This window comes from Chitinophaga niabensis (assembly GCF_900129465.1).
Classification (GTDB): Bacteria; Bacteroidota; Bacteroidia; order Chitinophagales; family Chitinophagaceae; genus Chitinophaga; species Chitinophaga niabensis.
Genome location: NZ_FSRA01000001.1, coordinates 4,200,267 through 4,224,143, shown reverse-complemented (window position 1 = coordinate 4,224,143; position 23,877 = coordinate 4,200,267). Strand labels below are relative to the sequence as shown.

Below are 23,877 nucleotides of genomic sequence, written 5' to 3'. Positions count from 1 at the left end.
ACCTCGAGATGAGTTTACTTTTAAGGGCCGTCGGAGACTACGACGTTGATAGGCTACAGGTGTAAGGATAGTAATATCGAAGCCGAGTAGTACTAATTGCCCGTAAGCTTTAATTTTATTATTCGTCTTGCTTCGCAAGGAGCATTGTTTTACAACTTCCCAATATGTAAATTATTGTCGTCAAGACTAGAGATATACAAGATCTTATGGTGGTTTTGCCGAGGGTGTTCACCTCTTCCCATTCCGAACAGAGAAGTTAAGCCCCTCATGGCCAATGGTACTGCACTATCATGCGGGAGAGTAGGTAGCTGCCATATTTATTTAAAGAGCCTTATCGTTCATTCGGTAAGGCTCTTTTGTTTTTTATACCCCCTCATACGTTAACCTCCCATCATTACACAGATACACTGCGTAGCTACTCCGCACTTTTACATTTCAACCCAAACACACATATGCAACCACTACAAGGAAAAATAGCTGTTGTAGCCGGAGCTACACGCGGTGCAGGCAGAGGAATAGCCTGTATGCTTGGAGAAGCTGGCGCCACTGTTTATTGTACCGGCAGAAGTACCCGCGGAAACCTGGCGTCTGGCAGTAACCGCCCGGAAACAATCGAGGAGACTGCTGAAATGGTCACTGAAAAAGGAGGGACTGGTATTCCTGTGAGAACAGACCATAGCGATGAAGCACAGGTAGCTGCGCTGTTTGAACGTATTACTAAAGAACAGGGAAGATTAGATATCCTGGTGAATGATGTGTGGGGAGGAGATGCGCTTACGCAATGGGGTAAGTCCTTCTGGGAAGAAGATCTTTCCAATGGATTTAAAATGCTGCAGCAGGCTGTGCATACGCATATCCTGACCAGTAAATACGCACTTCCTTTAATGCTCCCTGTAAAGAAAGGATTGATCGTAGAGATAACAGATGGCGATGGGTTCTTTTATCGCGGACACCTGTTCTACGACCTGGTGAAGACTTCCATTATTCGCCTTGCTTTTGGAATGGCAGAGGAATTAAAGGAACATCATATTACTTCTGTAGCGGTGACACCCGGCTTTTTGAGATCGGAAGCCATGCTGGAACACTTTGGTGTTACAGAGGACAACTGGCAGGATGGAACGAAGGTGGACCTTAATTTTATAGCATCTGAGACACCTTATTTCGTTGGTCGCGCAGTAGCGGCGCTGGCGGCTGATCCTGAAGTATTTGAGAAAACAGGCAGGGTATACAGTTCCTGGAACCTTTCAGATGAATATGGCTTTATAGATGTTGACGGGAACATACCTCACTGGAAGAATTATGTGGCGAAGATCATTCCTGATTATAAATACAAAGAATGTGATGATGAATTTTACAGTTACTGGCGGTTCTTATCTGGTAAGAAGATAGGGTCTACTGCCTGGGAATAAGGATTATACTACAGACATATGTTTATTGTTTAGTTTAGTTGCGATAAAGCGCTGTGTTCACAGCGCTTTTTTATTTAAACAAAAATGGCCCGGATACTTTCCGGGCCATTTTATCAGAAGGCAAAGTCTGCCAGCTCTTCCGGCTTGATCGTGAACCTTTGCTTTAAGGGAATATTTTTGATGAAGATGGTATCCGGCGCATTGTCTTCCACATATGCGATAAAGGGGATGCCACGTTTCTCTGCGTATTTATATTGTTTATCCTGCTTGATATCTTCTGTGAAGAGTTCTGTTACAATACCCCGTTCGCGCACCTGGGTCACATACTTGAAAACCTCTGGGAGCCTGGCTTCTCCCGGATGAAAAAATATCACCTGTGTAGATTGCTGAGCAGCAGCAGGGAATAACTGTAATTCTTCCAGTACATCATAGATCCGGTCTACGCCGAAAGAAACACCTACACCTGAAATACCTGGTAAACCGAACAAACCAGTAAGATCATCATAACGGCCGCCACCGCCAATGCTACCCATATTCACTCCCGGAGGGGCTTTTACCTCTACGATCATACCTGTATAATAGTTGAGGCCACGTGCTAAGGTAAGGTCAATGAGTGGTTCGGAATTGAAGGTGGCCAGTTTGCCGTTCAATACATAGCGTAACTCTTCCACTCCTTTTAACCCGGTTTCAGAGTTGGCGAGCAATGCGGAGAGCCTTTCCAGTTTCTCTTCATTGCTGCCTTGTACAGCAATAAAATCCATAACGGTATCTATCTCTGCTGGTTGCAGACCGCGCTGGGCCAATTCTTCCCGTACGCCGTTATCGCCGATCTTATCTAATTTGTCGATAGCAATGGTGATATCGATCATGAGGTCTGTACGGCCTACGAGTTCTGCCAATCCTGCCAGCACCTTACGGTTGTTGATCTTCAGCTGATAACCTTTCATGCCAAGGTCAGTGAGTACAGTATCATAGATCTTCAGCAGTTCCACTTCATTGACGAGGGAATTACTGCCTACCACATCGGCATCGCATTGGTAGAACTCACGGTAGCGGCCACGTTGAGGTTTATCGCCTCTCCATACCGGCTGGATCTGGTAACGCTTAAAAGGTAGTACCAGCTTGCCATGGTTCATCACCACATAACGGGCAAAAGGAATGGTGAGATCGTATTTTAAAGATTTTTCGCAGAGTAACAAGCTCAGTTCCCGGTTGTCTTTTGCCTGCTGGGCACGGCCAAGGATATCTCCATTGTCCAGCACCTTAAAGATCAGGCGGTCTCCTTCTTCCCCGTATTTTCCGAGCAGTGTAGAGGTATTTTCCATGGCTGGTGTTTCCAGCGGCTGGAAGCCGTATAGTTCAAATGTTTTGCGGATGGTTGCAAGGATATAGTTACGCTTGCGTACCACTTCCGGCCCGAAATCTCGTGTACCTGCGGGGATACTTAATTTTGCCATTATGATCAGGAATGAATTTGAATAAATATTTTACTGATTTACAATGCGTTCACAGGCATTGTGGATCAGGTTGAAGACAGGCTCAAACAGCGCATCGTCGTACCAGGGATCTGGTACCGGCTGCTGGTGTTCGAGCAATAATTGTACCTTTTCGCGGTCAGCATCATTCCGGGCTTTACGCAGCACGTCCCGGTAATTGTCCAGGTCCATCACGTAGATCCGGTCGAAAGTATCGAAGTCGCCCGCATTGAACTGCCTGCCTCTTAGCCCTGAAATATCAATGCCATGCTGCCTGGCTACCTTAACTGATCTGGCGTCCGGAGGGTCTCCCACGTGCCAGTTTCCGGTACCGGCGGAATCTATCTCCCAGTTCAAATGCTTTTGTGCTGCCATATGGCGGAGAATGCCTTCAGCAAGGGGAGACCGGCAAATGTTGCCAAGGCAAACCATCAATATCTTCATTGTTGCTGTTTCTGGAAGAGTAAACGGCTGGTAACCAGTGGCTTATTTTCTTTGCTGGTACCGCTTCCTCCTCATTTTTCTGACCGCAAACCTACCGAATTTTCAGGGAAGTCTATAATGCATTCTCGTACAATTGCATATGTTAAAACTTTGCTGTAATATGGAAATCGGATGAATATGCATCTCTAAAATGAAGGCTGCTGAAGATTTTTTAACAAACGAATAAGTTTCTATGACTAGCAGAAAACAATTTTTTTTGTATACTTGTAATTTGCCACCATGCAACAGGAGAACGAACACAGGAACAAACGAATGAATGTATCTTATCGTCCAATGGGCGAGTTGATCAGGGGAGTATTTTTTATAGCCTTCGGCCTATATGCATTTTTCTCCGAGCGGTTAGGCTTTGGCCAACTTGCCTTATCACCGGAAGTACTTTATACCCTCGGTGGTATTTTATGTGCGTATGGATTATTTCGTGTGTACAGGGGAGTTAAACAGTTATTTTTTTGATCCTATTATTTCGTCACCATTAGACAGACAGTGCGTATGTTTTTAAGAACTAAAAACTGGATGAAGATTTTATTTGCAACCATGAGTGGCATGGTGGTTGTAGCAGCTTGTAATTCGGGATCAACTTCTAACGGAGAAGAAAAGGATACTCCCACCTCGGGAACTATTCATATCTCTGTGGATGAGACTTACAAACCGCTTTTAGATTCAGAGATCAAAGTATTTCAATCTTTATATCCCAAAACAAAGATCATTGCTGATTACAAACCGGAGGCAGATTGCTTTAAGGATCTGTTCAGCGATAGTGCAAGGATGATCATTGTTACCCGGGAACTGAAAGAGGAGGAAAAGGAATATTTTCAAAAGGAAAAGATCCGTCCGCAAAGTTTGAAGCTGGCTACTGATGCAATAGCCCTGATCGTGAACCATAGCAACCCGGATTCTATCCTTACGATGGACCAGGTGCGCAAGATCATGGTGGGAGAGGGAGATAAGCCATGGCAGATCGTATTTGATAATCAGAATTCCAGCACGGTACGTTTTATCCGTGATTCCATCAATAAGGGTAAACCGTTGCCAGCTACTACGATGGCTGCAAAAACGAATCCTGAAGTGATCGATTACGTATCTAAGAATAAAAATGCGATTGGCGTGATAGGCGTGAACTGGATCTCAGATACCAATGACTCTACGGCGATTGATTTTACCAAACAGGTAACTACGGTGAAATTACGTGCGGATGGCTTTACGGATTTTGTGCAGCCGTACCAATTTTACATCGGAATGAAATCATACCCGCTGACACGCGGCATGTTTTATATCTTGAAAGAACCTTATCAGGGCCTGGGCGCGGGGTTTGCCACTTTCCTCGGCGGTCAGGAAGGCCAACTCCTGATAGGTAAGTTTAAATTGTATCCTGCAAGGCTGAATATTGTCTTCCGGGAAGCTACTTTGAAATAATAAATACTGATAAAACACAACTAAAACCGGATTGCTCATGAACAGAAGGAAAAGTTTATTTGTCGCCATGCTCTGCATAGCCAACGGGGCCATGGCACAATCTGTGGAAGATGGTTTGAAGGATTTGTACTACGGCAAATTCCAAACCGCGAAACAGAACCTTGAAAAGGCGATTGCCGCCAAACCAACGGATGACCGCGCTTATTATTACCTCGGTATAGCTGAGCTGGGATTAGAAAACCAGGCTGGTGCAGCAGCTGCCTTCACAAAAGGTCTTGCTGCAGTACCCGCTTCTCCACTGCTGACTGCAGGTTTAGGTCGTATTGACCTCCTGAGCGGTAAAAACGCAGAAGCAAAACAAAAGTTTGAATCTGCCAGCACAGCCTCAGAAGGCCGTAATGGAGATGTTGCCCGCGCTATTGCAGATGCTAACAGTGAGATTGTTACGGGAGACCGTGGTTATGCACTGACCACTATGGAGAAGCTGCTCAATAACGAAGGCCGTAAGAAAAAACAAATGTATACCGCTACTGCGGCTGATTATATCGAGCTGGGCGATGCTTACCGTTTCCTGGGTGGCGAAAATGGCGGTAAAGCCATTGGCGCTTACGAAAAAGCCCTGGAACTGGATCCTAACAACGCTGAAGCTGTAATGAAGCAAGGGCTTGTGAACTACAACGCTCGTTTGCTGCAGCAGGCTGTAGGTGACTGGACAAAAGCAACTAACATGGATGCAAACTATGCTCCTGCTTACTTTGAGCTTTACCAGTTCTACATCACTCTGAAAAAGGACCAATACTCACCGTCAAATGCTTCTAAGTACCTGCAAAAGTATGTAGAAGTGAGTGACCCTTCTGACAAAGCAAAGAACGAATACTACCTTGCAGCCCTGTCTTTTCTCCAAAAGGATTACGATGCGGCTATCAACAAGGCTAAAGCCCTTATGGCCACTGCCAATGACGTGTATAAAACGAAGCTGACGCACCTGACCGCTGATGCTCATTTGCAAAAGGGAGATTCTCTCGCTGCAAAAGCAATAATGGATGAGCGTGCTAAGGTCTTAGGAGAGGCAAAACTCGAATTAAACGATCTGAAACTCCTGAGTGCTATTTATGCAAAATTGAAATCCGGAGATTCTGCTACCCAGGCGCAGTTCTCAGTACAGGCAGGTGATTACCTGGAGAAATATGCAGAAGCGGATACTGCAAAAGATGCAGAGAAATTCCGTGGCATTGCAGAGGCGTTCAAAGGAATGAACAATTATGCAAAAGCGGCTAAATGGTATGGTAGAACACTGGCTGCAAAAGACAACCCCCGTGCAATTGAAGACCAGTTCTTCAAAGGTATTTATGAGTATTATTCTCAGCAGTACTCTTTAGCAGATTCTACCTGGGCGGATTTCACTACCAAGTATCCTACCCAGGCAAACGGTTTTTACTGGAGAGGTATGAGCAACTTTGCAGTTGATCAGCAAGCTAAGGAAGGTAAAGCAAAAGAGCCTTTTGAAAAGTACATCTCCATGATCAAACCTGAAGATGAAGCAAAATCCAAAAGGAACCTTACCAATGCTTACACTTACCTGATGCTGTATCATTACAATAAAGATGATAAAGCATCTATGCAGCCTTTCATGGACAAACTGGTAGCTATTGACCCGGCCAACGAAACTGTTCGCCAGGTGAAGGAATATCTTGAGTCTACGAATAAAGCAGCTTCTGGTGGTACCGCCGCTAAAACGCCTGCTTCCAAAGGCACCAAATAATAGCATTATAGGATAATAGATCCGGTAAAAAGGCAGCGCTCATGAGCGCTGCCTTTTTTTATGGGGTAAAGGCCCGGTTTTTCGGTACCAGGGTAAGCCCACGCAGGCAACTGCTTCTTTCCCAATAGCCTCGCCATCCCCTCAGATTTAACTTTTCATGCATTGTTATTATCGAAAGAAATGATTAAATTCAATAATGAGTGTAGCCCCTCAATAGCCGGACTCTACTCGTATTCTGGCATGTTTTTTTATATAGTAAACCCATATTGGACGTAATCAGAAACAAGCCAGTTATTTAAGGACTAAAATTAAAACCCATGAACAAACGTATCAGCACTATAACAGCTCTATTGTTCCTGGCCAGTGCGGGCATGGCTCAATCGGTGGAAGATGGTCTCAAAAACCTTTACTATGGTAAATTTGCCAGTGCCAAGCAGGCTTTTGAAAAGATCGTAGCAGCGAAGCCAACGGATGAGAGAGCCACTTATTATCTGGGTATATCCGAATTGGGCCTGGAGAATAAAGCTGCAGCTGCAGCAGTATTCCAAAAGGGATTACAGGCAATACCCAATTCTCCATTACTTACGGCAGGGATGGGACGTATTGATCTGTTGAATGGCAATGCAAGTGGTGCCCGCCAGAAGTTTGACGCCGCTACTGCGGCTACGAAAGGAAAGAATCCGGAAGTGGCACGTGCCATCGCAGACGCTAATTCAGAAATAAAAGGCGGCGACAGGCAATACGCACTTACTACCATGCAGACATTACTCAATAATGAGGGTGCCAAAAAGAGAGATGTGTATAATGCTACGGCAACGGATTATATCGAATTAGGAGATGCTTACCGGGCTTTAGGAGGCGAGAATGGGGGGAAAGCCATAGCAGCTTACGAAAAGGCGCTTGAAATGGAAGCTAATAATGCAGAAGCAGTGATGAAACAGGGGCATGTTAACTATAACGCCAAACTTTTGCAACAGGCGGTAGCCGATTATGCGAAAGCTGCATCCCTTGACCCGAATTATGCTCCTGTGTTCTACGAACTGTATCAGTTTTACTACACTCCCCGGCCACAGCAGTTTTCTTTGCCAAAAGCCAAGGAGTATCTTCAAAAATATTTAGCGCTCTCGGATCAGGTAGATCATGTTAAAAATGAATATTTCTTAGCTTCCATCATGTTCCTGGATAAGGACTATGATGGCGCCATTAATAAAGCAAAAGCCCTGATCCCACAAGCCAGTGATGCATACAAGACCAAGCTTGAGCGTATGATTGCAGATGCCTACCTTCAAAAAGGAGACTCTCTCAATGCTAAAAAATCAATAGACGAGTATGTAAGTAAAGTTGGGGAGGCCAAACTGGAACCGATTGATTATAAATTATTGAGTGAGATATATGGCCGTATCAAATACCAGGATTCCGCAACACAGAGCCAGATTGACCAGAAGGCTTTAGGTTACCTGGAGAAATTCGCTGCCTCTGATACTGTAAGGGACCTGGAAAGATATGAAGGAGTGGCAAAAGCTTTCAACACTGCAAGGGTGTATAATAAGGCCGCAGAGTGGTATCAGAAGTATCTTGATCTGAAAATAGAGCAGAAACAAACGCCTGCTGCAGTAGATTACTTTAATATCGGGTTCAATTATTATCGTGCATCAGCAGGAACAACAACGGACACGAGTATGCTGGGTAAAGCCCTTGTTGCATTCACCGATTTAGCCACGAAGTTTCCTGAATTAACTACCGGATACTACTGGCAGGGTATGAGTTCTGCAGGGAATGATGTGGAAGCCAAAACGGGTATTGCGGTTCCCTACTTCGAAAAGTATATTTCTTTGGCGGAAGCAGACACTGAAAAAAACAAGGCCGGCCTTATCAAAGCATACACTTATTTAATGGTATACTATTATAATAAGGATGATAAGACCAATTTGCAGAAGTATATGGATAAAGTCTCACCACTTGATCCAAACAGTGAAGCGATGAAACAAATCAAGGAGAATATGACCAGTAAGGCTTCTAACAAAAAGGGTCAATAACATTATTCCAATTATTTGAAGGCGGCATCGGACTCACCAATGCCGCCTTTTTATTTTAGAATATGTAGTAATAATTCTACTTGTTTTGCATAACTAATACCTGTATCTTAGATATGATATAATTGTATTTGTTAATCTAATTTTAACCCGATGAAAAAAAAGTTTGTCCTAATCCTCGCATCCGTATGCTTTTTTGCATTGATCTCAGTTTCTAAAGCACAGGCCCAATCCCTTGAAAGAGACGTCCGGACATTAACTATGCAGATTTTTACATCTATGGAAAAAGATGTGAATAATACAGCGGTTAATCAACAGGAGAAAAATGAATCTATCCGTAATGAATTTACAAAAGCCGGCCAGATTGAAAGCCGGTTAACTGCCAGTAATCAAACTACCAACGATGTGAAAGTTTCGCAAGGACCATGCCCTGCCGGCTTTTATTGTCATCATGGGTTTTGCATAAGTTACTGGGAAGGTGAAGATTGTCTTGAAAATTTGGATTGTCCTGACGGCCAAATTTGTGTAAATGGTAGATGTGTGGTATGGGGAGGTATTCAATGTGACTAATAAGAGGAATATTCCTTTTAAAGGCGATATCAAATCAGTGATATCGCCTTTTACTATCAGAAGAAGGGAATCAACTCTGCAGAAATTATATAAATTAGAATATGAGTAGGGTAATATTAACACTGCTAACCTTATTTTTCCCCATCAGCATACATGCCAATAATAATACCATAACGTTTAAAGGATACTTTAAGGATAGGAAGGATAGTTTAGATAACTATCGTGTTTACATGTACAATAACGTTACACGCCAAAAAGATTCTGCTATTATTCATGATGGGGCCTTTGAAATAAACTGCGATTTTATTTATCCATCCAGGTATTTGTTTTATACGGAGTTTGAGTTGAGGAAAAGCGGAGGATTTCTGCCTTTGGCCATTTTAGTAGATCGTCCGGGGAGAATAGAGATCCAGGCTTCTTCAAATTCTTTTGCCACTTCTGCCATTTCCGGAGCGGAAGCCAATAAAATACTGGAAGGTTTTTTGAAGGAACTAGCAGAGAAGCTGTCTGTTGTAGTAAAGGATAAAAAATTACAGGACAGCTTAAAACAACAAAGCACTGCTTTCCCCCTGCAAACATTTTTAAAACCACAATATGATAAGTTGCTGAGCCAATATCCTAATTCCTATGCAACTGCTTATATCCTGGACAAATATTCTCTTTATTTTGATCTCTCCACCCGTGAAAGTTTTTATAACAGCCTGGGGCAAGAGGGGAAAACGATGCCTGGTGCGGTTGATTTCCTAAAAAGGCTGGATACGGAAAGGAAAAACCTGGCGGGCAACCTGGCATTCCTGTTTGCATTACCTGACTCAAATAATATCCAACACCGCTTAGAAGAATATAAAGGAAAGTATATTTTATTAGATTTTTGGGAGAGTACATGCTATAATTGTTTCGTAGAGTTGCAGCATTTGAAAGAAATTCAAGCCAAATATGAGAAAAACGGGTTAATTATCATCAGTATTTCAATGGATACAGAAAAAGAGGCCTGGCTCCGCATGATCAGGCAGGAGAAAATGAAATGGTTACAATTATTCGATAAACAGGGAGCTGAAAGCATCGGTAAGTGGAAATATGGTGTCAGGGAATTTCCTTCCATCTTTCTGATTGATAATGAAGGAAAAATAATTGCATCTAAGCTAAAGGGGCCTCCTCTGGACGCTATACTTGAAAGGATATTTGCCGTTCCAAATTAATAAGATGTTCGAATTCAATAGATTTACAACCATTTGGAAACCCCGGAAACCCAAACAATCATATCTGATTATATTACATATACAAAAAAAAGATTAGATTTTCCCCCGTCATGGATTTGATTTATGCATTTCTTGCAGTATTTTTGCGCTTTCGGACAATTATATTGGGAAGCTTATGTTTTTTGCCTCTGAATTTTTGACTGCCAGCAGTACTCCTTTTAGTTATTTCCCTATCGTTTTGCAACTGATTGCAGCCTTGGGGTTTGTTGGCGTTACGATGATTGCCACCCATTTTTTAGGGCCTAAGCGGAAAACCAGTGATAAGTTGGTGAATTTTGAGAGTGGTATTGAACAAATGGGTAATGCCCGTCAGCCAGTGGCGGTTAAGTACTTCCTCACGGCTATCCTTTTCGTTCTATTCGATGTGGAGGTAATCTTTTTCTACCCTTATGCTGTTAATTTTAAGGCTTTAGGTTGGGATGGTTTCTGGGCTGTGCTGGCATTTGTAGGGTTCTTTATGGCTGGTTTCTTCTATATTATCAAGAAGGGAGCATTGCGCTGGGAAGATTAGTCAGGATTAAGTTAACTATTTATAAAATTCTCCCTGTTTAAGGCAGGGGGATAAGGAGGGTAAAGATTATGTCTCGTCCTGTTCAGTTTAACGACAAGGTGAAGCTGGTAGAAATACCGGAAGGTTATACCGGCGAAGGATTTTTCGCTACTTCATTTGATAAGGTAATTGGTGCTGCAAGGAAAAACTCCATCTGGCCATTACCGTTTGCCACATCCTGTTGTGGTATTGAATTTATGGCTACCATGGCCGCTCACTACGATATTTCCCGTTTTGGTTCTGAACGTTTAGGCTTCACACCCCGGCAGTGCGATCTGCTGATGGTGATGGGTACTATTGCGAAGAAGATGGCCCCCGTATTACGCCAGGTGTATCTGCAGATGGCAGAGCCACGCTGGGTGATTGCTGTGGGTGCATGTGCGAGCAGTGGAGGTATCTTTGATACTTACTCTGTGCTGCAGGGTATAGACCAGGTGATACCGGTGGATGTGTATGTACCGGGATGCCCGCCACGCCCTGAAGCCATCATTGACGGGTTTATGCGTATACAGGAACTGGTAGGCCAGGAAAGTTTGCGCCGCCGCCATTCAGACCGGTACCAGGAGTTGATGAATTCCTACGGAATACAATAGAAAAGTTAATAGCTTATACATGTCTTTGACGAACGAGCATATAAAAAACAGGCTGGCAGAGAAGTTTGGCGATGCAATTACCGATTTCGAGGAGTCTTTCGGGATCATGAGCTTTCATGCCCCCAAGGAGATGAACCTCAAAGTGATGCAGTTCCTTTATGATGAAAAGGACCTGCAATTTCGTTTCCTCTCTGATCTTACAGCAGTGCATTATCCTGATAAAAAGGGAGCTGAGCTGGCTGTAGTATACCACCTGCATAATTTTGTTGATAATGTGCGTTTGCGCTTCAAGGTGTTTACAGATGTAAATACACCCCAGGTGTTCACGGCTACGCAGATCTTTTCTTCCGCTAACTGGATGGAAAGAGAAACGTATGATTTCTTCGGTATCGATTTCGTAGGTCATCCTAACCTGATCCGCATCCTGAATGTGGACGAGATGGATTACTTCCCGATGCGTAAGGAATTTCCGCTGGAAGACCAGAGCAGAACGGACAAAGACGATGAAATGTTTGGCCGTGGAGGAAACACAGCAGGGATCTAAATTTTGAATTTTATTTAGCCAGGATATGTCAGAGCAACATATAAAATTACCAGACGGTTCCATAGAGAAGCAAACAAGCACGCTCAACCTGGGTCCAACACACCCTGCCACGCATGGTGTGTTCCAGAATATTATGGAGATGGATGGCGAGCGCATTGTGTCCGCCACACCTACTGTGGGTTATATTCATCGTGCTTTCGAAAAGATTGCAGAGCGGAGACCTTATTATCAGATCACGCCTTTAACAGACCGGCTGAACTATTGTTCTGCTCCTATTAATAATATGGGCTGGCATCTGACGGTGGAAAAACTGCTGGGGATCCAAACACCTAAGCGTGTGGATTACCTGCGGGTGATCATCATGGAGCTGGCACGTATTACGGATCACCTGATCTGTAATTCCGTGATTGGGGTGGATAGCGGTGCCTTTACAGGGTTCCTCTATGTGATGCAGTACCGTGAGCTGGTATATGAAATTTATGAAGAAGTGTGCGGCTCCCGCCTCACTACTAATATTGGCCGTGTAGGTGGTTTTGAAAGGAACTTTACACCGGCTGCTTTCCAGAAGATCGAGAAATTCCTTGCGGAATATCCTGCGGTACTGAAGGAGTTTGAAAACCTCTTTACCCGTAACCGTATTTTCATGGAACGTACCCAGGGTGTTGGTGGTATTACCGCTGAAAGGGCTATGAACTATGGTTTCACCGGACCTAACCTGAGAGCGACAGGTGTGGATTACGATGTGCGCATCGCTAATCCATATTGTTCTTATGAGGATTTTGAATTCTCAATTCCCGTAGGTACCACTGGTGATACGTATGACCGCTTCCTGGTGCGCAATGCAGAACAATGGCAAAGCATCAGCATCATCCGCCAGGCGATGGATAAACTGAAGTCACTGCCGGAAGATGTTTACCACGCGGATGTTCCGGCCTATTACCTACCTGATAAATCTGATGTATATACGAAGATGGAAGCGCTGATCTATCACTTTAAGATTGTGATGGGTGAGACAGATATTTTACCTGGTGAGCTGTACAATCCCGTAGAGGGGGCGAATGGTGAGCTTGGTTTTTATCTTATCAGTGATGGCGGACGTTCCCCATACCGTTTGCATTTCCGCAGACCTTGTTTCATCTACTACCAGGCCTATCCTGAGATGGTGCAAGGGGCGATGCTGAGTGATGCAATCATTTGTATGAGTTCGCTGAACCTGATTGCGGGTGAGTTAGATGCTTAAGAAGAATAACAATAAAGAAGTTTTATAAATGGCCGTTCAATTTTCTGAAGAGAAGCTGAATAAAGTAAAAGAGATCATAGCACGCTACCCGGAAGGGAAGCAGAAGAGTGCACTGCTTCCGGTATTACACCTGGCGCAGGAATCGTTCGGCGGCTGGCTGAGTGCGGAAACTATGGATTATGTGGCATCGCTGCTGCAGATAGAACCGATTGAAGTATATGAGGTGGCTACCTTTTACTCCATGTACAATCTGAAACCTGTTGGTAAATATCTTTTCGAAGTATGCCATACCGGTCCCTGCATGTTGAATGGTTCTGATAATATCGTTGCATATATCAAAGAAACACTAGGGATCAGTAATGGTGAAACAACAGCCGATGGTCTTTTCACTTTGAAGACTGTGGAGTGCCTCGGAGCTTGTGGTTATGCGCCGATGATGCAGTTGGGTAAACACTTCAGAGAACATCTCACCAAAGCAAAAGTGGATGAGATCATTGCAGAGTGCAGGGCTAAGGCAAATGAGGCAGCTGCTGTGTAAGTAGATGTAAGAATACGCTGAGTAGCGTACCAACCGTACAAGTGAGTGACACAACGGCGGCTGAACAGAATAAAAAAAGCTGGTAAAATAATCCTGTTCCGATCAAAAGGGACACTATATAAAGGAAGACAATGGGACGAAAATTATTGTTAGACAAGGCGCATATAGAAGGCATCCGGTACTACGATACCTACCGGAAGAACGGTGGTTATGCCGCTGCTGAAAAGGCCCTGAAAAGCATGAGCCCGGATCAGGTGACTGAAGAAGTGAAGAAAAGCGGCCTGCGTGGTCGTGGTGGCGCAGGTTTCCCAACCGGCCTCAAGTGGAGCTTCCTGGCTAAGCCGGAAGGTGTACCCCGCTATCTTGTTTGTAACGCGGATGAATCTGAACCAGGTACTTTCAAAGACCGTTACCTGATGGAATTCATTCCCCATCTGCTCATCGAGGGCCTGCTGATCTCCAGCTTTGCACTCGGAGCCCACAGTACTTACATTTATATCCGTGGTGAATATGCCTGGATCCCCGATATTTTAGAAGAAGCGATCAACGATGCCCGTAAAAATAACTGGCTGGGTAAGAACATCCAGGGAACCGGTTATGACCTGGAGATCTATGTGCAACGTGGTGCAGGTGCTTACATCTGTGGTGAAGAAACGGCATTGATAGAATCCCTGGAAGGTAAACGTGGTAATCCCCGCATCAAACCTCCATTCCCTGCTGTAAAAGGTTTGTGGCAATGCCCTACGGTAGTGAACAATGTGGAAACACTGGCAGCAGTGGTGCCCATCATCAATATCGGGGGAGATGAATATGCAAAATACGGTACAGGTAAATCTACCGGTACCAAGCTGATCTCTGCCTGTGGCAATATCAACAAACCTGGTGTTTATGAAATAGACATGAACATCTCTGTGGAAGAATTTATTTATTCTGATGAATACTGTGGAGGCATACCTAACGGCAAACGCCTGAAGGCCTGCATTCCCGGAGGATCTTCCGTTCCCATCCTGCCTGCAAACCTGTTGCTGAAAACAGCGAAAGGCGAGCAAAGGATGATGACGTACGAAAGTTTAAACGATGGCGGTTTTGCTACCGGTTCCATGATGGGATCCGGCGGCTTTATTGTGTTGGATGAAGATCAGTGTGTGGTACGCCATACCATGTCCCTCGCGCGTTTCTACCACCATGAAAGCTGCGGACAATGCAGCCCCTGCAGGGAAGGAACCGGTTGGATGAAGAAAGTATTACTGAACATTGAGAACGGTAAAGGCAAAATGACTGACATTGATCTGCTCTGGGATATCCAGCGTAAGATCGAGGGCAATACGATTTGTCCGCTGGGCGATGCTGCTGCATGGCCTGTAGCTGCAGCCATCCGTCATTTCCGTGATGAGTTTGAATGGCACGTGACCCATCCTGAAGAAGCGCAGATCCGCAACTTTGGTTTGGCACATTATGCAGATCCCTTGCCGGTAGTAGCAACTGCTGCTGCTGTTTGATAAAATAATTTTCACCCGGATGAATGGCTTTCCGGGGAATGCAAAGTTTTAGAACAATGGCGGAAGAAAAGAAATTATTTAAGGTTAAGATAGATAACATCACCGTAGAGGTGGAGCCGGGTACAACGATCCTGAATGCCGCCCGTTTAATTGGAGGCGATGTGGTGCCGCCTGCGATGTGTTATTATTCAAAACTCCAGGGCAGCGGTGGTAAATGCCGTACCTGCCTCGTAAAAGTATCCAAAGGGTCTGATGCGGATCCCCGTCCCATGCCCAAGCTGGTAGCCAGTTGCCGTACTACGGTAATGGATGGCATGGAAGTAGGTAACATTACTTCTCCCGAAGTACTGGATGCCCGCAAAGGTGTAGTGGAATTCCTGCTGCTGAACCACCCGCTGGATTGCCCCGTGTGCGACCAGGCCGGAGAATGTGATCTGCAGGACCTCAGCTATGAACATGGCGTTTCCGCTACGCGCTATGAATTTAAACGCAGAACTTTCGATAAGATAGATATCGGTGATCACATCAAACTGCACATGACGCGCTGCATCCTTTGCTACCGTTGTGTGTTCACTGCTGATCAACTTACTAACAAACGTGAACACGGGATCCTTGGCCGTGGCGATGCTTCTGAGATCAGCACTTACATTCAGAATTCACTGGACAATGATTTCATCGGTAACGTAATTGATGTTTGCCCTGTTGGTGCATTGACAGACAGGACTGCCCGTTTCAAGAACAGGGTATGGTTCCTGAAACCAGTGGATGCACATTGCAGCTGTGATAAATGTTCCGGTAAAGCGGTATTGTGGATGAGGGGTAATGAAGTATTCCGGGTAACTGCACGGAAAGACAAATACGGAGAGGTAGAAGAATTTATTTGTGATACCTGCCGGTTTGAAAGGAAAGATCCGAAGGACTGGACGGTAGAAGGGCCGCGCAAGATCTCCCGCCACAGCGTTATCTCCCAGGGCCACTATGTGGGTGTGCATAAACCGGATGAAACAATCGCAAAAGTAATGGATGGCCGCGCACCGAAATTGTTGCTGGACATTCACAGTGTCAGCGAGGTGAATATGCCGGCAGTTGATCTTAGTAAGATAGACGGCCCCGCACATTCCAATGATTTTCCCAAAAATAAAAGCAACGGCGTTCAATAAAGCGAGATATGACCTTACTCACAATAGCAATTGACTGGTTTTATGTAATAGAGAAGATACTGCTCATCTCGGCAGTATTGGCAGCGTCATTGGTAATTGCCATGTATTCCACCTGGGGCGAAAGAAAGGTTGCCGCATGGATACAAGACCGCCGTGGTCCTAACCGCGCTGGTCCATTTGGTTTATTGCAACCATTGGCAGACGGTGGTAAATTATTCTTCAAGGAAGAGATCATCCCTTCTACGGCTAATAAGTTCTTATTTATATTAGGTCCGTCCATGGCTATGCTTACTGCCTGTATGACCAGCGCTGTGATCCCCTGGGGAGATGTGCTGACCATTGCAGGAAGAGAAGTAAGTCTCCAGATAGCGGATATCAATATCGGCGTACTGTGGGTGATCATGGTGGTAGGTATGGGTGTGTATGGTATCATGATCGGCGGATGGGCTTCCAATAACAAGTTCTCCCTGCTGGCTGCCTGCCGCGGTGCATCGCAGGTTATCTCTTACGAATTGCCGATGGGGCTTTCCCTGATCGCATTATTCATGATCAGTGGTTCTCCCTCTTTGAAAGATATGGTGGAACAACAACGGGAAAGCGGTATCTGGAATGTGTTGTTACAGCCTGTTGGTTTCCTGATCTTTTTGATCTGTGCTTTTGCAGAGTGTAACCGTACACCATTTGACCTGCCGGAAGCGGAGAACGAACTGAACGGCGGATATCACCTGGAGTATTCTTCCATGAAACTGGGCTTTTACCTGTTTGCGGAGTATATCAATATGTTCATCAGCTCTGCGCTGATGGCTACTTTATATTTCGGTGGATACCACTTCCCCTTTATGGACAGCCTGGGACTTAGTCCTAACACGGTGACCATTTTAGGTATAGTGGCCCTATTCCTGAAAACATTCGCGTTCATCTTCTTCTTCATGTGGGTACGCTGGACCTTACCGCGTTTCCGTTATGATCAACTGATGAAGCTGGGCTGGAAGATATTGATACCACTGGCATTGGTGAATATGCTCATTACCGGCGCTGTGGTGTTATACCGCTCGATCGGCTTTTAATTAAAAACATTCGAAACTCATTATATGCAAACACTAACGAACAGAGCACAACCGGTTGACAGACGACCCATGACATTCTGGGAGAAGCTGTACCTGCCGGCGATTGCAAAGGGCATGGGGATCACCTTTTCGCATATATTCAAGAAGAAAGCCACTGTAAATTACCCTGAAGAAAAAAGGCCTTTCAGCCCGGTATTCCGTGGACTGCATGTACTGAACAGGGATGAGGAAGGCCGTGAGCGTTGCACTGCCTGTGGTTTGTGTGCGGTGGCCTGCCCTGCTGAAGCTATTACAATGGAAGCGGCAGAACGTAAAACAGGAGAGGAGCATTTATACCGCGAAGAGAAATATGCTGCCCGTTACGAGATCAATATGCTGCGTTGCATCTTCTGTGGCTTTTGCGAAGAAGCCTGCCCTAAAGATGCTATTTACATGACAGAGACCTTTGCTCCTTCTAATTTCCAGCGTAAAGGTTTTATCTATGGAAAAGATGATCTGCTGATCCCTGATCCAAAGCATCCAATCACTGTAACTAAGAAAGACTAACTAGCAATGGGAATGAGTATAGAACAGATTATTTTTATTGTGCTTTCTTCAATAGCCATTGCAGCTGCATTGGGTGTTATTTTAAGCAAAAATCCCGTTAACAGCGTGTTGTGCATGATCATTTGCTTTGTGGCAATTGCAGGGCATTACATCATGCTGAATGCGCAATTCCTTTTTGTGGTACACCTTATTGTGTATACCGGCGCCATCATGGTACTGTTCCTCTTTGTACTGATGATGATGAACCTCAATGCGGAAATAGAGCCACAGAAGCGTAACTGGTTAAAGTATGCAGGAGCTATCAGCGGCGGCGCTTTATTGCTGGTGCTGGTGGGCGCACTCCGGGAAGCCAGTTTGCCTGCAATCAATGCCGGCGCGTCTTCAGACATTGGGCTGATCTCTAACCTTGGAAAAACATTGTTCACCAGTTATGTGGTGCCTTTTGAGCTTAGCAGCGTATTGTTCCTGAGCGCAATGGTAGGTGCGGTTGTAATTGGAAAGAAATAATCATCACGAATGTTCATTGGCCTCTGGCCAGCTAATCATATAATATGCCGGTTCAATATTACATTTTCCTGAGTATCGCCTTGTTCTGCATAGGCATTATGGGAGTATTGATGCGTAGGAACGCCATTATCATTTTCATGTGTATAGAGTTAATGCTCAATGCAGTGAACCTGTTGCTGGTAGCATTTTCTAAAATGTGGGTGGATGCCGGCAGAGTAGATGCTGCTTCTGCTCAGCTCTTTGTATTTTTTGTAATGGTGGTAGCAGCTGCGGAAGTATCTGTAGGCTTAGCCATTATTGTTATGATGTACCGCAACACACATTCGGTAGACATCAATATTCTCAGCAGGTTGAAAAACTAAGGAATTTAAAAATAGTATAGATCGATGATACATCTTGTTTGGCTGGTACCGTTCTTACCGTTGTTAGGTTTCCTGATCAATGGATTGGGCAGGAGGTATTTATCTAAATCGCTGACAGGCGTAATTGGCAGCAGTACCATATTGGCTGGTTTTGTGATCAGCCTGCTCATTTTTTTTGAAGTGCGCCAACCGGGTTTTACACCCCAGGTGGTGACGCTGTTCGACTTTATCAGCGTAGGCAGTCTTCATATTCCCTTTGCCTTCCAGGTAGATCAGCTTAGTGCTTTGTTCCTGCTGATCATTACAGGCGTTGGTTCTCTCATTCACATTTACTCTACTTCTTACATGCATGAGGAAAGTAACGAAGGTTTTGCCCGTTACTTTGCTTATCTCAACCTGTTCGTGTTCTCCATGTTGATACTGGTGCTGGGCGCTAACTACGTGATGATGTTCATCGGGTGGGAAGGCGTGGGGCTTTGCTCTTACCTGCTGATCGGTTTCTGGTTTAAGAACACCACATATAATAAAGCAGCTAACAAGGCTTTTATTATGAACCGGATCGGTGACCTTGGCTTTTTGCTGGGCATCTTCTTACTGATCCAACAGTTTGGTTCTGTTACTTTCACGGATGTATTTGCACAGGTGCCTGCACTTGGGGAAAACAGCGGAATCCTTTTTGCTGTGGCCATGCTGCTCTTTATTGGAGCCATGGGTAAATCTGCACAGGTTCCTTTATATACCTGGTTACCGGATGCGATGGCGGGTCCTACTCCTGTGTCTGCACTGATACATGCTGCAACGATGGTTACTGCAGGTATCTATATGGTGGCACGCAGCAACGTGATCTATACACTTGCCCCCTGCATTCAAACGATCATTGCGGTGGTGGGCCTGGTAACAGCTTTGCTGGCTGCTACGATCGCACTGAAGCAAAACGATATTAAAAAAGTACTGGCCTACTCTACAGTGAGCCAGTTAGGTTATATGTTCATCGCATTGGGTGTTGGTGCTTATACGGCTGCCGTGTTCCATGTGATGACGCATGCGTTCTTCAAAGCCCTGTTGTTCCTTGGTTCCGGTTCCGTGATCCATGCTATGGGCGGTGAGCAGGATATCCGTAAGATGGGCGGATTGAAAAAATGGATGCCCATCACGAATATAACTTTCCTGATCGGATGCCTGGCTATTGCAGGTATTCCGGGACTTTCCGGTTTCTTCTCCAAAGATGAGATCCTGGCGCATGCTTTTGGTTTTAACAAGATCATTTATGCAGGGGCTTTGATCGGTGCTTTACTGACAGCTTTCTACATGTTCCGTTTATATTATATCACTTTCAGCGGTCAGTTCCGTGGCACGCATGAGCAGGAGCATCATCTGCATGAAAGTCCTGCTGCGATCACATTCCCGCTGATCATCCTGGCAATACTTTCTGTGATCGGTGGTTATGTTGGTATGCCGGAAGTATTTGGCGTACCTCATTTCCTGGGTGAATATCTTGCCCCGGTCTTTGCACCTTCTGTTCCTTTCCTGCATGCACATCATCTGAGCCATGAACTGGAATGGATCCTGATGGGGCTTAGCTCCGGGCTGGTGATCATTGTGATCTTCTTTGCAAGAAGCAAATTCAGGAATTACCAGGATAGCGGTGTTGCTAATACAGGGCTTGCTAAAGTGCTGGAGAATAAATGGTATGTGGATGAACTGTATGATGCCGTTATCGTAAAACCTTTGATGGTGCTGAGCGGTTTCTTCCAGGATACCGTTGAAAGGTCTGGTATTGACGCTACCGTAAATGGTGTGGGCCGTGGTGTAAAATGGAGCAGCCGGCAGTTCCGGTTACTGCAGAACGGACAGGTAGGCTTTTACATTTTTGCGATGGTGATTGGTATGATCGTGTTGTTTGTGATCAGTTTGTTTTTATAAATCGATAGCGGATTAAGAAAAAGATATGTTGACAGTATTACTCATATTGGTTCCTTTGATAACAGGCCTGATCACATTCGGAACGAAAGGCCCGGGTGCGAAAGTACTCAGCCTGTTGTCCTCATTAGCCACCCTGGTGATCACGGTGATTGCCTGGACGCAGTTTGAGACTGCCCCGGAAGCCTTACACTTTACAGTAGACTGGATCCCTCAACTGGGTACGCAGTTCAATGTAGGATTGGATGGTATGGGCCTGATGCTGTGCCTGCTTACTGCTATTTCCTTCCCGCTGATCTTTATCACTATTTTCAGCAGAGAGTATGAGCGCGCGGGTGCATTCTATGGTTTGATGTTATTATCCCAGGCTGGGTTGATCGGTGTATTCACTGCTTACGATGCCCTGGTGTTCTATATGTTCTGGGAACTGGCGCTGATCCCTGTGTATTTCCTATGTTCAATGTGGGGTGGGGAAAGAGCTGTGCCGGTTACTTTTAAATTCTTTGTTTACACTTTTACAGGATCGCTGCTGATGCTCGTAGGTATCATTTATATCTACAGTCAAACAGGCGGCTCTTTCAGCTGGACGATCTTTACCTCTAATCAACTGAGTGCTACAGAGCAATCCTGGTTATTCTGGTTATTCTTTGTGGCCTTTGCCATCAAGATGCCGGTATTCCCTTTCCACACCTGGCAGCCGGATACTTACGAGCAATCTCCCACACCCGTTACCATGGTGCTGAGTGGGATTATGGTGAAGATGGGGTTGTTTGCCGTGATCCGCTGGTTACTGCCTGTATTACCGAAAGGTGCATACATGTGGCAGGAGGCGGCTATCGTATTGTCTGTGATCGGGATCATTTATGCTTCCTGTATTGCTATCATGCAATCTGACCTGAAACGCCTGATCGCTTATTCGTCTATTGCGCACATTGGTTTAATGAGTGCCGCGATCTTTGCGAATAACGAACAAAGCATGCAGGGTGTGATGGTTCAAATGTTCAACCACGGTATCAATATCATCGGGTTGTGGATGTTGGTGGAAGTGATACAGAACAGGATCAATACAAAGAACCTGAATGAAATGGGCGGTATCGCCACGTATGCGCCGAAACTGGCGATTACGCTGGTGATCGTAAGCTTCGCGAATATTGCGCTTCCTTTAACCAATGGGTTCATCGGGGAATTCCTGATGTTCAGTGGTTTATTCCAGTATAATCCATGGTTTGCTGCGGTAGCAGGTGTTGCTGTGATATTGGCAGCGGTGTATATGTTGCGGATGCTGCAAAAGGTGATCTTCGGAGAAGCTAATGCACAAACGGCTGCTATCGTTGACCTGAAAGCAGGAGAGACGCTCGCCATTGGTGTGGTGATAGTGGTGATCTTTGTATTGGGCTTTTATCCCAAACCGCTGCTGGAACTGGTGAACACTACTTCATTGTTAGTGAATGCCATTAATTTTAAATAGAGATTCTGTAACGCTAAGATATGAACGCATTAATTTCTACTGCTGTATTTGGGATTGTACTGATGTTTACGGGGCTGTTTGTGAAGAACAGGCAGCACATTAAATATTATGCTGTCGCCGGCACTATCATTGCTTTTATTGCCAACTGGTTCGATGCCCAGCTGGTGACCAATGGCAGTGTGGTACTGCACAACATGATTGAACTAAGTAAATTTTCCGTACTCTTCAATGCAGTGGCTATTGCTACTACTTTCCTCTACTTTGTTCTGTGCGGCAGCGCATTTGAAAAAGCAGGAGATGATGTGGCGGATTATTTTGCACTGGTATTCTTTATCCTTTCCGGCATCACACTGTCAGGTTCTTTCAACAACCTGCTCATGTTGTTCCTGGCTATTGAGATCATTTCCATTCCGCAATATATCCTTGCCGGGGTAGACAAAAAGAACCTGAAAAGTAATGAAGCATCCCTGAAATACTTTTTGATGGGTTCCTTTACAACAGGGATCCTTTTGATGGGCATTGCCCTGATCTATGGTGCTACCGGCACTTTCAATATCCGTGAAATGGGGCTTGGTACCGGAGACCTGAGCCCATTGGCTTTATGCGGTATCATCCTGCTGGGTTTTGCCCTGGCCTTTAAAGTATCCGCTGCTCCTTTCCATTTCTGGACACCGGATGTGTACGATGGTTCTCCCAGTGTGTTCACTGCCTTTATGGCCACTGTGGTAAAAGCTGCGAGCTTTATTGCTTTCATGCGTTTATTCCATGTGAGCTTTGCAGGCGGTAATCTCAGCGCGCACTGGCAATTGATCATTGCGCTCATTACTGCTACTACTTTGCTGATCGGTAACTTTACCGCGGTATTCCAGCAGAGTGTGAAGCGAATGTTGGCTTATTCCAGTATTGCACAGGCGGGTTTTATGCTTTTTGCCGTTGTAGCCATGAACGAAATGGCCATGCAGGGGATCATCCTTTATGCAGCCGCTTACAGTATAGCTACCATCGGCATCTTTGCCATCCTCCTGAAACTGAAGGACTATACTTTTGAAGGATATAATGGTCTTGCCCGCAAACATCCTTTGCTGGCAGTGGTGAATACCATCTTCCTGTTATCACTGGCAGGTATTCCATTAACGGCGGGTTTCTTTGCCAAGTACTTTGTACTCAGCGCAGCTGTTCAGCAAGGGCAGTTGCTGTGGCTGGTGATCCTGGCGGTTTTATGTGCTGCGGTGAGTGCTTACTACTACTTCCGTGTGATCATAGCCATGTATTTCAAAACGGGTGATGCGGAAACATCAGAACCTATCACAACTGGCTTCAAAAGCGTGCTGGTGGTTGGTGCGGCAGTGATCATCCTGCTGGGAATGTTCCCGAACCTGCTCCTGCAGTTCCTCTAAAAATTACCGTTCTTCCATATTGAAGCGCTTCTTATCAAGGAGCGCTTTTTTTATGCGTTTT

General features: G+C 45.1%; 22 protein-coding genes and 2 rRNA genes. 22 read left to right on the top strand and 2 right to left on the bottom strand.

All coding sequences use genetic code 11. The annotated features are described in order from the left end of the window. From BUR42_RS16955 to BUR42_RS16945, 3 genes are all read left to right on the top strand, one after another. Positions 1-117: ribosomal RNA gene (locus BUR42_RS16955) — 23S ribosomal RNA — on the top strand; the annotation flags it as partial. An 88-nt stretch (positions 118-205) separates the two neighbouring features. Further along, a 5S ribosomal RNA gene (rrf, locus tag BUR42_RS16950) occupies positions 206-317 on the top strand. A 135-nt stretch (positions 318-452) separates the two neighbouring features. Beyond that, positions 453-1,409 carry an SDR family oxidoreductase gene (locus BUR42_RS16945; protein WP_074240351.1) on the top strand — a complete coding sequence of 319 codons (957 nt, stop codon included), beginning with the start codon at positions 453-455 and terminating at the stop codon, positions 1,407-1,409. A 113-nt stretch (positions 1,410-1,522) separates the two neighbouring features. Here the strand turns inward: BUR42_RS16945 and hisS are convergent, their stop codons facing one another. Beyond that, positions 1,523-2,866, bottom strand: coding sequence for a histidine--tRNA ligase (gene hisS / locus BUR42_RS16940; protein ID WP_074240350.1), 1,344 nt, complete (start codon positions 2,864-2,866; stop codon positions 1,523-1,525). A 30-nt stretch (positions 2,867-2,896) separates the two neighbouring features. Further along, positions 2,897-3,328 (bottom strand): low molecular weight protein-tyrosine-phosphatase, encoded by a 432-nt coding sequence (locus BUR42_RS16935; protein ID WP_074240349.1) that lies wholly within the window; start codon positions 3,326-3,328, stop codon positions 2,897-2,899. A 573-nt stretch (positions 3,329-3,901) separates the two neighbouring features. On the opposite strand from BUR42_RS16935, the gene BUR42_RS16925 reads away from it, so the two are divergent. The 19 genes from BUR42_RS16925 (at position 3,902) to BUR42_RS16835 (ending at position 23,816) form a co-directional block, all read left to right on the top strand. After that, a complete protein-coding gene (locus BUR42_RS16925) occupies positions 3,902-4,801 on the top strand; it encodes a substrate-binding domain-containing protein (protein WP_074240645.1) in 900 nt (299 codons plus the stop codon). Positions 4,802-4,838: 37 nt separating this feature from the next. Continuing rightward, a complete protein-coding gene (locus tag BUR42_RS16920) occupies positions 4,839-6,563 on the top strand; it encodes a tetratricopeptide repeat protein (RefSeq protein ID WP_143197470.1) in 1,725 nt (574 codons plus the stop codon). Between the two features lie 317 nt (positions 6,564-6,880). Continuing rightward, the gene (locus BUR42_RS16915; protein ID WP_074240346.1) at positions 6,881-8,599 is read left to right on the top strand and encodes a tetratricopeptide repeat protein; all 1,719 of its coding nucleotides are present in this window, start codon (positions 6,881-6,883) and stop codon (positions 8,597-8,599) included. Between the two features lie 150 nt (positions 8,600-8,749). Further along, entirely contained in the window at positions 8,750-9,166 is a 417-nt protein-coding gene (locus tag BUR42_RS16910) for an EB domain-containing protein (protein WP_074240345.1), read from the top strand. Positions 9,167-9,267: 101 nt separating this feature from the next. Further along, positions 9,268-10,365 carry a peroxiredoxin family protein gene (locus tag BUR42_RS16905; protein WP_074240344.1) on the top strand — a complete coding sequence of 366 codons (1,098 nt, stop codon included), beginning with the start codon at positions 9,268-9,270 and terminating at the stop codon, positions 10,363-10,365. A 175-nt stretch (positions 10,366-10,540) separates the two neighbouring features. After that, entirely contained in the window at positions 10,541-10,936 is a 396-nt protein-coding gene (locus tag BUR42_RS16900) for an NADH-quinone oxidoreductase subunit A (RefSeq protein WP_074240343.1), read from the top strand. A gap of 68 nt (positions 10,937-11,004) precedes the next feature. Beyond that, a complete protein-coding gene (locus BUR42_RS16895; protein WP_074240342.1) occupies positions 11,005-11,568 on the top strand; it encodes an NADH-quinone oxidoreductase subunit B in 564 nt (187 codons plus the stop codon). 19 nt (positions 11,569-11,587) lie between these two features. Beyond that, entirely contained in the window at positions 11,588-12,112 is a 525-nt protein-coding gene (locus BUR42_RS16890; RefSeq protein WP_074240341.1) for an NADH-quinone oxidoreductase subunit C, read from the top strand. A 25-nt stretch (positions 12,113-12,137) separates the two neighbouring features. Then, a complete protein-coding gene (locus BUR42_RS16885; RefSeq protein WP_074240340.1) occupies positions 12,138-13,352 on the top strand; it encodes an NADH-quinone oxidoreductase subunit D in 1,215 nt (404 codons plus the stop codon). A 28-nt stretch (positions 13,353-13,380) separates the two neighbouring features. Next, entirely contained in the window at positions 13,381-13,890 is a 510-nt protein-coding gene (locus BUR42_RS16880; RefSeq protein ID WP_074240339.1) for an NADH-quinone oxidoreductase subunit NuoE family protein, read from the top strand. A 131-nt stretch (positions 13,891-14,021) separates the two neighbouring features. Continuing rightward, positions 14,022-15,389 carry an NADH-quinone oxidoreductase subunit NuoF gene (gene nuoF / locus BUR42_RS16875; RefSeq protein ID WP_074240338.1) on the top strand — a complete coding sequence of 456 codons (1,368 nt, stop codon included), beginning with the start codon at positions 14,022-14,024 and terminating at the stop codon, positions 15,387-15,389. Between the two features lie 56 nt (positions 15,390-15,445). After that, a complete protein-coding gene (locus BUR42_RS16870; protein WP_074240337.1) occupies positions 15,446-16,549 on the top strand; it encodes an NADH-quinone oxidoreductase subunit G in 1,104 nt (367 codons plus the stop codon). A gap of 8 nt (positions 16,550-16,557) precedes the next feature. Then, a complete protein-coding gene (gene nuoH, locus BUR42_RS16865) occupies positions 16,558-17,616 on the top strand; it encodes an NADH-quinone oxidoreductase subunit NuoH (RefSeq protein ID WP_200798269.1) in 1,059 nt (352 codons plus the stop codon). A gap of 24 nt (positions 17,617-17,640) precedes the next feature. After that, complete coding sequence (gene nuoI, locus BUR42_RS16860) at positions 17,641-18,162, top strand: NADH-quinone oxidoreductase subunit NuoI (protein ID WP_074240336.1); 522 nt, start codon at positions 17,641-17,643, stop codon at positions 18,160-18,162. Between the two features lie 12 nt (positions 18,163-18,174). Next, on the top strand, positions 18,175-18,669 hold the full coding sequence (locus tag BUR42_RS16855) for an NADH-quinone oxidoreductase subunit J family protein (protein WP_074240335.1): 495 nt from the start codon (positions 18,175-18,177) through the stop codon (positions 18,667-18,669). A 44-nt stretch (positions 18,670-18,713) separates the two neighbouring features. Beyond that, the gene (gene nuoK / locus BUR42_RS16850) at positions 18,714-19,031 is read left to right on the top strand and encodes an NADH-quinone oxidoreductase subunit NuoK (protein ID WP_074240334.1); all 318 of its coding nucleotides are present in this window, start codon (positions 18,714-18,716) and stop codon (positions 19,029-19,031) included. A gap of 24 nt (positions 19,032-19,055) precedes the next feature. Beyond that, a complete protein-coding gene (gene nuoL / locus BUR42_RS16845) occupies positions 19,056-20,954 on the top strand; it encodes an NADH-quinone oxidoreductase subunit L (protein ID WP_074240333.1) in 1,899 nt (632 codons plus the stop codon). A gap of 25 nt (positions 20,955-20,979) precedes the next feature. Then, entirely contained in the window at positions 20,980-22,419 is a 1,440-nt protein-coding gene (locus BUR42_RS16840; RefSeq protein WP_074240332.1) for a complex I subunit 4 family protein, read from the top strand. A gap of 20 nt (positions 22,420-22,439) precedes the next feature. Beyond that, positions 22,440-23,816 (top strand): NADH-quinone oxidoreductase subunit N, encoded by a 1,377-nt coding sequence (locus tag BUR42_RS16835; RefSeq protein WP_074240331.1) that lies wholly within the window; start codon positions 22,440-22,442, stop codon positions 23,814-23,816. Positions 23,817-23,877: the final 61 nt, after the last annotated feature.